Here is a 10,166-nt window from a genome sequence, read left to right on the forward strand (position 1 = left end):
CGAGCAGGGCGCCCCGGCCGCGGACGGCGGTGGCGGTCGTCCCGGTGGCGGCGGCTTCGGCGGTCGTCCCGGCGGCGGTTTCGGTGGCGGCGGTGGCCGTCCCGGCTTCGGTGGCCGTCCCGGCGGTCCGGGTGGCCGTGGTGGTACGCAGGGCGCCTTCGGCCGTCCCGGCGGTCCCGCGCGCCGTGGCCGCAAGTCGAAGCGGCAGCGGCGTCAGGAGTACGAGGCCATGCAGGCCCCGTCGGTCGGCGGCGTGATGCTGCCTCGCGGCAACGGCGAGACCATTCGCCTGTCGCGCGGTGCCTCGCTCACCGACTTCGCGGAGAAGATCAACGCCAACCCGGCGTCGCTCGTCGCGGTCATGATGAACCTCGGCGAGATGGTCACCGCGACCCAGTCCGTCTCCGACGAGACGCTCCAGCTCCTGGCCGAGGAGATGAACTACAAGGTTCAGATCGTCAGCCCGGAGGAGGAGGACCGCGAGCTGCTCGAGTCCTTCGACCTGGAGTTCGGCGAGGACGAGGGCAGCGAGGAGGACCTGGTGGTCCGCCCGCCGGTCGTCACCGTCATGGGTCACGTCGACCACGGCAAGACCCGCCTGCTGGACGCCATCCGCAAGACGAACGTCATCGCGGGCGAGGCCGGTGGCATCACCCAGCACATCGGTGCCTACCAGGTCACGACCGAGGTCAACGACGAAGAGCGCAAGATCACCTTCATCGACACCCCGGGTCACGAGGCGTTCACCGCCATGCGTGCCCGCGGTGCGAAGTCGACCGACATCGCGATCCTGGTGGTCGCGGCCAACGACGGCGTCATGCCGCAGACGGTCGAGGCGCTCAACCACGCCAAGGCGGCCGATGTGCCGATCGTCGTCGCGGTCAACAAGATCGACGTCGAGGGCGCGGACCCGAACAAGGTGCGCGGTCAGCTGACCGAGTACGGCCTGGTGGCCGAGGAGTACGGCGGCGACACCATGTTCGTCGACATCTCCGCCAAGCAGGGTCTGCACATCGACGAGTTGCTCGAGGCCGTGATCCTCACCGCGGACGCCTCGCTCGACCTGCGGGCCAACCCCAAGCAGGCCGCGCAGGGCATCGCGATCGAGTCCCGGCTCGACCGCGGTCGCGGTGCCGTGGCGACCGTCCTCGTCCAGCGAGGCACGCTGCGGGTCGGCGACACGATGGTGGTGGGCGACGCCTACGGCCGCGTGCGCGCCATGCTCGACGACAACGGCAACAACGTCTCCGAGGCCGGCCCGTCGACGCCGGTGCAGGTCCTGGGCCTCACCAACGTCCCGGGCGCGGGCGACAACTTCATCGTCGTCGACGAGGACCGTACGGCCCGTCAGATCGCCGAGAAGCGCGCCGCCCGTGAGCGCAACGCCGCGTTCGCCAAGCGCACGCGCCGCGTCTCGCTCGAGGACCTGGACAAGGTGCTCAAGGCCGGCGAGGTCCAGCAGCTGAACCTGATCATCAAGGGTGACGCCTCCGGTTCGGTCGAGGCCCTCGAGTCCTCGCTGCTCCAGCTGGACGTCGGCGAAGAGGTCGACATCCGCGTCCTGCACCGCGGTGTCGGTGCGGTCACGGAGTCCGACATCGACCTGGCGATGGGCTCCGACGCCATCGTGATCGGCTTCAACGTGCGCGCCGCCGGGCGGGCACAGCAGATGGCCGAGCGCGAGGGTGTGGACGTCCGGTACTACTCGGTCATCTACCAGGCGATCGAGGAGATCGAGGCGGCCCTGAAGGGCATGCTCAAGCCGGAGTACGAGGAGGTCGAGCTCGGTACGGCGGAGATCCGCGAGGTCTTCAAGTCGTCCAAGCTGGGCAACATCGCGGGTGTCATCATCCGCTCCGGCGAGGTCCGGCGGAACACCAAGGCGCGGCTCATCCGCGACGGCAAGGTGGTCGCCGAGAACCTCACCATCGAGGGTCTGCGTCGCTTCAAGGACGACGTCACCGAGATCCGCGAAGGCTTCGAGGGCGGTATCAACCTCGGAAACTTCAACGACATCAAGGTCGACGACATCATCGCGACGTACGAGATGCGCGAGAAGCCGCGGGCGTAACACCCACGGTTGGGGCTGGCCGACGGGAGGCGTTCCCGTCGGCCAGCTCCGCGTCTGGCGGAGGACCGCATCCCCCGGGGGCCCGCCCCGGCAATTGCGTCGATGGGCACCACCCCTTCGATGTACGGTTCTCGAAGGTCCATCGATCCCGCACCGGCGGGTTAACCGGTTGCACACATGTTTGTGGGGACGCTGTCCTTCGACCTCCTCCTCGGCGACGTCCGGTCGCTGAAGGAGAAGCGCTCCGTCGTCCGCCCGATCGTCGCCGAACTCCAGCGCAAGTACGCGGTGAGCGCGGCGGAGGTGGACCACATGAACCTCCATCGCCGGGCTCTCATCGGCATCGCGATGGTCTCTGGCGACGCGGGGCACCTGACCGACGTGCTGGACCGTTGCGAGCGACTGGTCGCCGGCCGCCCCGAGGTGGAGCTGCTGTCCGTCAGGCGGCGCTTCCACGGCGAAGACGACTGACGATCACAGCTGGCGAGATTCGAGACAGGAAAGAACGGGAGACGACCAGTGGCCGACAACGCGCGGGCGAAAAGGCTGGCGGACCTCATCCGAGAGGTGGTGGCCCAGAAGCTGCAGCGTGGGATCAAGGACCCGCGGCTCGGCTCGCACGTCACCATCACGGACACCCGGGTCACCGGCGACCTCCGGGAGGCGACGGTCTTCTACACCGTCTACGGGGACGACGAGGAGCGCAAGGCCGCGGCCGCCGGCCTGGAGAGCGCCAAGGGCATCCTGCGCTCCGAGGTGGGCCGGGCGGCGGGCGTGAAGTTCACGCCGACCCTGACCTTCGTCATGGACGCCCTGCCGGACACCGCGCGCACCATCGAGGACCTCCTCGACAAGGCGCGCCAGTCCGACGCCAAGGTGCGCGAGGCGTCCGCCGGGGCGACCTACGCCGGAGACCCCGACCCGTACCGCAAGCCGGGCGACGACGAGACGGACGACACCGCCGAATGACCCAGAAGCACCGCACGCCCGACGGCCTTGTCATCGTCGACAAGCCGTCGGGCTTCACTTCGCACGACGTGGTCGCCAAGATGCGCGGCATCGCACGCACCCGCCGCGTCGGCCACGCCGGCACGCTCGACCCGATGGCCACCGGAGTGCTGGTCCTCGGCGTCGAGAAGGCGACCAAGCTCCTCGGGCATCTCGCCCTGACGGAGAAGGAGTACCTGGGCACCATCAGGCTCGGGCAGAACACCATCACCGACGACGCCGGGGGCGAGATCACCTCCGGCACGGACGCCTCCGGGATCACCCGGGAGGCCGTCGACGCCGGCGTCGCCAAGCTGACCGGCGACATCATGCAGGTGCCGTCCAAGGTCAGCGCCATCAAGATCAACGGCGTGCGCTCCTACAAGCGGGCCCGCGAGGGCGAGGACTTCGACATCCCGGCCCGGCCGGTCACCGTCTCCTCGTTCCTGGTGCACGACATGCGCGAGGCCGAGGCCGAGGACGGCACCAGGGTGATCGACCTGGTGGTCTCCGTCGTCTGCTCCTCCGGCACCTACATCCGCGCCCTCGCCCGCGACCTGGGCGCCGACCTCGGGGTCGGCGGCCATCTCACCGCGCTGCGCCGCACCCGCGTCGGCCCGTACAAGCTGGACTCGGCGAAGACGCTGGAACAGCTCGAGCAGGAGCTGACCGTCATGCCCATCGCCGAGGCCGCCGCCGCGGCCTTCCCCCGCTGGGACGTCGACGCCAGGCGCGCCCGGCTGCTCACCAACGGGGTGCGGCTGGAGATGCCGGACGAGTACGCCGGCTCCGGCCCCGTGGCCGTCTTCGACCCGGAGGGCCGGCTCCTGGCCCTGGTCGAGCAGCAGAAGGGCAGGGCCAAGAGCCTCGCCGTCTTCGGCTGACGGCACCGGGGCCGTTGCCCGGTCGGGCCTGTGGCTCTCTCTGCCGTCGGGCCTGCGGGCCCCTCTCTGCCGTCGGGCCTGTGGGCCCCTCACTGCCGTCGGGCCTGTGGTCCTCTCGGCCGGCGGCTTTCTCTGCTGTCCGGCCTCTGTGCCGTCGGTCCTCTCTGCCGTGGAGCGGCGTCATGGGATGCGCATGGCGCCGCTCCACGGTCCCCCTCGGTTCCCCCATCCCTAGGGTGTATCCATCCCTCCCCTCCCGTTCACCCGTAAGCACGGGCGCTCGGAGTGAACCGGGGGAGCGGAAGGGGGCGCGTTCGTCCGGCGATCTGTCCCGCTGATCAACTTCGCCGTACGGTCGGAGCAAGGGCACGGCGGTACGGCGGGGAGGCGGCGTGACGGCTCAGCGGATCGCCCCGGAACAGGCGAGCGTCTCCGACCGGGGGCACGCCCCCGACGACGTCCTCGTACGCATCCACGACCTCGCCGGCCGGCCGCGCGGCACCGGCTTCCTCGCCGACCACCACGGCACGGTGATCACCAGCCACGAGGCGGTCGACGGACTGCCCCGCCTGGTGCTCCACGCCCCCTCCGGCCGACACTGCGCCGTCACGGCGGACGAGGTGACGCCGCTGCCCTCGCTCGGCCTGGCGCTGGTGCGCGGCGAAGGGCTGGGCGTGGCACCCCTGCCGATCTCCGCCCGCGAGCACATCGACCCCGGCACCTACGTCCGGATCCCCGCCGGCGGCTGGCGCCAGGCGCGGGTGCTGGGCACCACCGCCGTCACCTACACCGCCGTGGACCGCTGCCACGGGCTGCCCGAGGCCCTGGAACTCGCCATGGGCACCGCGGGCCGGGACGCGCTCCGCCTGGGCGGCGGCGCGGCGGGCGGCCCGGTGCTCGACGCGGCCACCGGCGCCGTGCTGGGCGTCCTCGGCACGGCCCTGTCGTCCGAGACCGCCGACGTCGGATTCGCCGTGCCCCTGCGCCCCGCCACCGAAGCGCTCCGCGAACTGCTCGCCGAGAACGCGGCCACGGTCCCGGCCTACGGCGACGATCTGAACCTCGCCGGACTGCTGGAGCTCACGGCCACATCGTTGGCCCAGGACGGACCGCCCGGCGCCCTGCTGCCGCAGCCGGCGGTGGAGCGCGCGGCCGTGATCGCCGGACTCACCGCCTTCGAGGAGGGCCCCGCCTGCGTGCTGGGCCTGGTCGGACCGCCCGGCAGCGGCCGCACCACGGAACTCGCGGCGCTCGCCGCCCGCCGGCACCGGGCCGGGAAGCCGACGCTGTGGCTGCGCGGCGCGGACCTGCGCGGCGACGACACCTCGGTCGCGGACGCCGCCCGCCGGGCGCTGGACCGGTCCGCCCGGATCGTGGCCGCCGCCGGCCACGTCCCCGGATCCGTCGAGGACCTCGGCGACACCGGCCCGGAGCGTCTCGCCCGGTTCGCCGCCGGAACCGGCCGCCCGCTGCTCCTCCTGCTCGACAACCCGGAGGAGATGCCGGCCGCACTGGCCGAGCGGCTCCCCGAGTGGACCGCCGGGACGGCCCGCTGGCTCAGCGAACAGGGCGCACGCCTGGTGCTGGCCTGCCGCGAGGAGCACTGGGAACAGGCCGGCGCCCGCTACCCGGCGGAGCCGCTGCACGGGGGCGGCCCCGGCGAGGACGGCCTGCCCGCCTGCGTGCGCCTCGGCGATCTGAGCGCCGAGGAGGCCTGGGAGGCCCGCCGCCGCCAGGGCATCCCCGAGGGCATCCTGGCCGACGCCCGCCACCCCCTGACCCTGCGCCTCCTCGCGGAGATCCTCGCGGCCCTCGGCGACGACGGCACGGACATGCCGTCCGGCGCTGAACTCTGCCCCGCCGGCGCACAAGGGCCGCACTGGGCGCCGGCCCGCACGCTCACCGCACCCCCACCCGACGCCCGCAGCGACCGCGGTGACGCCGACGGCCGCGCCGGCCGGGTGGACGACATCCGTCCGCCCGAGGCCGGGCTGGACCGGGACAGCGTCTTCGCCGCCTACCTCGACCTGGTGTGCCTGCGCGTCGCCGTGCGGCTCGCCGCCGGGAACCGGGTGCGCGGCACCGCCGTGCGGCGGCTCGCCGCCAAGGTCGCCGGGCAGGTGCACGAGGCCGCACGGCTCAGCCTCGAGGAGGGCGGCCTGGAACGGGAGGCGTTCGAGACGCTGTTCCCGTGGGGAGCCGCGCCGCGGCGGCTCGGCGGCGGGACCGGCTGGGCCTCCGCCGTGCTCGCCGAGGGCCTCCTGGTGCCCGCGGGATCCAACTACCGCTTCGCCCACGAGGAACTCGCCGACTGGCTCCAGGGCCTCCACCTCGACCTGGACGGCGCCCTGCGCACCCTGGTGCACGACCGGCCGGACCGCCCCGTCCCGCACCACCGCCTCGGCCCCGTCACCCAGTCCATGCTGCTCCTCGCCCGCCAGCACGGGCCCCGCCATCTCGCCTCCCGGCTGGCCGACCTGGTGCACGCGCTGGACGCCGCCCCCGGCTCCTGGTGGGCGGCCCGGCTGCTCACCGGCACCCTCACCCGCGTACCGGACGCCACGCCGTACACCGAGGTGCTCCGGCTGCTGGCGGACCGGACCGTGGCATGGCGGCAGCGGGGGACCGTGCCGCCCGGTCTCGGCCCGGCCTTCTGGGCGTCGCTCGCACTGCCGCAGGACGCCCGCCTGGCGCTGCTGCGCCGCCTGGTGCACGCCGACGGTCCCCCCTGCGAGCCCGGCCCGCGGTTCCTCGACGAGGCCGCGCGGCTGCTCACCGCCGACCCCCGGGCCGTGGTGCCGCTGCTGGTGCGCTGGTTCGACGACGAGCGGCCGCTGCCCGCCACCCCGCACGCCACCGCGGCCACCGCCGCGCAGGCCCTGTTGTACACCCACCGCCACCGCGCACCCGACACCCTCACCGACGCCCTCGCCGACAGCACGCACCGCAGGGCGGAGCAGCTGCTCACCGCGCTCGCCGAGGAGGAACCGGCCGTCGTCTGCCGGGCCGTCGACCGCTGGGCCCGCGATGAACGCCCCACCCGCCGGAGCGCCGCCGTGACCTACGGCCTGCGCGTCGCCCCGCACGCCCTCGACGGCTCCGACCGCTCCCTGCTGCGCTACGCGGCCCTCGCCCTGCTGGTCCGCAGCAGCGACCGTGCCCTGCACGGCGGCGCCCTCGCCCTGCTCGTCCGCGACCCCAGCAGCCGGGACCGTCATCTGGCGCGCGCCCTGCGGCACTTCGTGGCCGGCGACCCGCTGCTGCCCCCGAGCGCCCTCACCGAGGCCCTCGGCACGCACCCGGAGCCGGTGCTCGACGCCTTCCGCGAGCGGCTGGCATTGGCCGCCGACTCCGCCGAGGCCCTCCGCGCCCTCGCCGACGCCACCACACCCGAGATCACCGACCGGGTCGCCGCGCTGCTCCGGGACGCCGTCGAGCGGCGGGCGGAGCTCGCCGAGAAGGGCGCGGCCGACGCCGACCAGCGGCTGGACCGCGACCCGGCCGCCGCCGGCACCGGGCTGCCGGCGCTGCTCACCGCCCTGCTCTCCGGCGGCCCGGAGCCGCTGCGGGCCGCGCTCGCCGGAGTGCTCGCCGCACCCTGCACCGCCTCCTCCCGCCCCCTGCGCCGGAAGCTGCTCGACCGCCTCCTCGCCGACGAGAGAGACCCCGCCGTCCTCGACGCCGTGCTGCGCGCCGCGGCCCGCCACACCGGCGAGGAGCAGCGGGCGCTGGTGCACCGCACCGGTCTGCTGCTGATCCGCACGGCCGAGGGCGCCACCCGCTTCGACCGCGCCCTGGTCGACCTGTCCCGGCACGTCCCCGGCTTCGCCGCCGCCGTGACCGGATGGCTCGCCGAGGCACCGCAGGAGTGGGCCGCGGTCGTCGGCCCCAGCTCCCGCCGCACCATCGAGAACCTGGCGGGTGCGACCGTCCCCGCCTGACTCCTCCCGGACCTGTCGCCGGACCTGTCATGCGCACGTGCACCCCGTCACAGGCCCGATGCCGATGCGGGCCGAGTGCGGGCGGCATGGCACCCTTAGACCTGCGTACTCGGTTTGGACGAGGTTTCGACAAGGAGCAGGCACAGTGCAGCGCTGGCGTGGCTTGGAGGACATCCCCCAGGACTGGGGGCGCAGCGTCGTCACCATCGGCTCCTACGACGGTGTCCACCGAGGGCACCAGCTGATCATCCGGCATGCCGTGGAGCGCGCCCGCGAGCTGGGCATCCCCGCCGTGGTCGTCACCTTCGACCCGCACCCCAGCGAGGTCGTCCGCCCCGGCAGCCACCCGCCGCTGCTCGCCCCGCACCACCGGCGTGCCGAACTCATGGCCGAGCTGGGCGTGGACGCGGTGCTGATCCTGCCGTTCACCAAAGAGTTCTCCAAGCTGTCCCCGGCCGACTTCGTGGTGAAGGTCCTGGTGGACAAGCTGCACGCCAAGGCGGTCGTGGAGGGCCCCAACTTCCGCTTCGGCCACAAGGCCGCCGGCACCGTGGACTACCTCGCCGAGCAGGGCAAGGTGTACGACTTCGACGTCGAGGTCGTCGACCTGTACGTCACCGGTGAGGCCGGTGGCGGCGAGCCGTTCTCCTCCACGCTGACCCGGCGCCTGGTCGCCGAGGGCGATGTCGCGGGCGCCGCCGAGATCCTGGGACGCCCGCACCGCGTGGAGGGCGTGGTGGTGCGCGGCGCCCAGCGCGGACGCGAACTGGGCTTCCCCACCGCCAACGTCGAGACCCTGCCGCACACCGCGATCCCCGCCGACGGCGTCTACGCCGGCTGGCTGCACGCCCAGGGCGAGGCCATGCCGGCGGCGATCTCCGTCGGGACCAACCCCCAGTTCGACGGCACCGAGCGCACGGTGGAGGCGTACGCCATCGACCGGGAAGGGCTCGACCTGTACGGGCTGCATGTCGCCGTGGACTTCCTGGCGTTCGTGCGCGGCCAGGCGAAGTTCGACACGCTGGACGATCTGCTGGCGCAGATGCGGCGGGACGTCGAACGCTGCAAGGAGCTCATCGCCGCGGCCGAGCGCGAGCAGAGCGCCTGAGGCTGCGCCCCGCCCGCCGCGGCTCGGCCGGGACTTCCGGTAGGCGCCTGAGCACCGGCACGGCCAGGTCTTCCCGTAGGCGCCCGACCGCCCGCCGGTCCGCTCAGCGTGCCGCCGCCGCCCAGTGGCACGCCACCTGGGCCGTGGCATCCCCGGTCAGAATCTCCAGGTCCTGCGTCCGGCAGGCCCCCGCCACCCCGGCCCGCTCCGCCTCACCGCTCGCCAGGATCTGGCAGCGGGCGTGGAAGCGGCAGCCCGCGGGGACGCGGGAGGGGTCCGGGGGCTCACCGGTGAGGACCACGGGGTCGCCGGGGGCCTCGGGGAGCACCGACAGCAGCGCCTGCGTGTAGGGATGCCGGGGAGCGGTCAGCACCTGCTCCACCGGGCCCGTCTCCACGATCCGGCCCAGATACATCACCGCCACCCGGTCGGCGATGTTCCAGGCCAGCCCCAGATCATGCGTGACGACCAGCGCGGACAGGCCCAGTTCGTCGCGCAGCCGCAGCAGCAGCGCCAGGATCTCGCCCCGCACCGAGGCGTCGAGGGAGGCCACCGGCTCGTCGGCGACGAGGAGTTCGGGCTCCAGGACCAGCGCCCCCGCGATCACCACGCGCTGGCGCTGACCGCCGGACAGCTCGTGCGGATAGCGCAGGAAGAAGCGCTCCGGCGGCCGCAGCCCGGCCCGCGACAGCGCCTGCGCCACGGCCGCCTGCTCGTCACCGCCGTGACCGTGGATGCGCAGCCCCTCGGCCACCGCGTCGTAGACCGTGTGCCGGGGGTTGAGCGAGCCGCTCGGGTCCTGCAGCACCAGCTGCACCCGCTTGCGGTACGCCTTCAGGGAGCGGCCGGAGTACTCCAGCGGCCGCCCGTCGAAGGTGACGCTGCCCTGGGTCGGCGTGACCAGCCCCAGCAGGGTGCGGGCCAGCGTCGTCTTCCCACAGCCGGACTCACCGACCAGGGCGACGATCTCGCCGGGCCGGATGTCGAGATCGACACCGTCCACGGCACGCGCGGCCGGAGCACCGTGCCGCCCGGGGAACGTGACATGCACACCCTGCGCACTGAGCAGGGCGGTCTCGGTCCCGGTCCGCGTGCCCGCGTCGGCGGCGGGGGAGAGGGTCATGACGCGCTGTGCCTCGCTTCCTCACTGGCCCGCACGGCCTCGGGCTCCGTTC

The 10,166-nt window shown here is 73.6% G+C and carries 7 protein-coding genes; 6 read left to right on the forward strand and 1 reads right to left on the reverse strand.

Annotated elements, in window-relative coordinates:
- From infB to ABD198_RS26090, 6 genes are all read left to right on the forward strand, one after another.
- Positions 1-2,071: translation initiation factor IF-2 (infB, locus tag ABD198_RS26065; protein ID WP_344006320.1), on the forward strand; the 2,071-nt coding region annotated here is incomplete at its 5' end.
- Positions 2,072-2,248: 177 nt separating this feature from the next.
- Positions 2,249-2,542 (forward strand): DUF503 domain-containing protein, encoded by a 294-nt coding sequence (locus tag ABD198_RS26070; protein ID WP_344006322.1) that lies wholly within the window; start codon positions 2,249-2,251, stop codon positions 2,540-2,542.
- A gap of 48 nt (positions 2,543-2,590) precedes the next feature.
- On the forward strand, positions 2,591-3,040 hold the full coding sequence (rbfA, locus tag ABD198_RS26075; protein WP_167998526.1) for a 30S ribosome-binding factor RbfA: 450 nt from the start codon (positions 2,591-2,593) through the stop codon (positions 3,038-3,040).
- Complete coding sequence (truB, locus tag ABD198_RS26080; protein ID WP_344006326.1) at positions 3,037-3,942, forward strand: tRNA pseudouridine(55) synthase TruB; 906 nt, start codon at positions 3,037-3,039, stop codon at positions 3,940-3,942. Before rbfA ends, truB begins: the two co-directional genes overlap by 4 nt.
- A gap of 392 nt (positions 3,943-4,334) precedes the next feature.
- Positions 4,335-7,883 carry a trypsin-like peptidase domain-containing protein gene (locus ABD198_RS26085; RefSeq protein ID WP_425580556.1) on the forward strand — a complete coding sequence of 1,183 codons (3,549 nt, stop codon included), beginning with the start codon at positions 4,335-4,337 and terminating at the stop codon, positions 7,881-7,883.
- Between the two features lie 145 nt (positions 7,884-8,028).
- The gene (locus ABD198_RS26090) at positions 8,029-8,991 is read left to right on the forward strand and encodes a bifunctional riboflavin kinase/FAD synthetase (protein ID WP_344006328.1); all 963 of its coding nucleotides are present in this window, start codon (positions 8,029-8,031) and stop codon (positions 8,989-8,991) included.
- Between the two features lie 103 nt (positions 8,992-9,094).
- Here ABD198_RS26090 and ABD198_RS26095 read toward each other — a convergent pair whose 3' ends face one another.
- Positions 9,095-10,114 (reverse strand): ABC transporter ATP-binding protein, encoded by a 1,020-nt coding sequence (locus ABD198_RS26095; RefSeq protein WP_344006330.1) that lies wholly within the window; start codon positions 10,112-10,114, stop codon positions 9,095-9,097.
- Between the last annotated feature and the right edge of the window lie 52 nt (positions 10,115-10,166).

The organism is Streptomyces thermocarboxydovorans (assembly GCF_039524635.1).
Taxonomy (GTDB): Bacteria; Actinomycetota; Actinomycetes; order Streptomycetales; family Streptomycetaceae; genus Streptomyces; species Streptomyces thermocarboxydovorans.

Excerpts from the sequence above, each read along its gene's own strand:
- ABD198_RS26070 (WP_344006322.1), top strand. The coding sequence starts at position 2,249 with ATGTTTGTGGGGACGCTGTCCTTCGACCTCCTCCTCGGCGACGTCCGG.
- truB (WP_344006326.1), top strand. The coding sequence starts at position 3,037 with ATGACCCAGAAGCACCGCACGCCCGACGGCCTTGTCATCGTCGACAAG.
- ABD198_RS26095 (WP_344006330.1), bottom strand. The coding sequence starts at position 10,114 with ATGACCCTCTCCCCCGCCGCCGACGCGGGCACGCGGACCGGGACCGAG.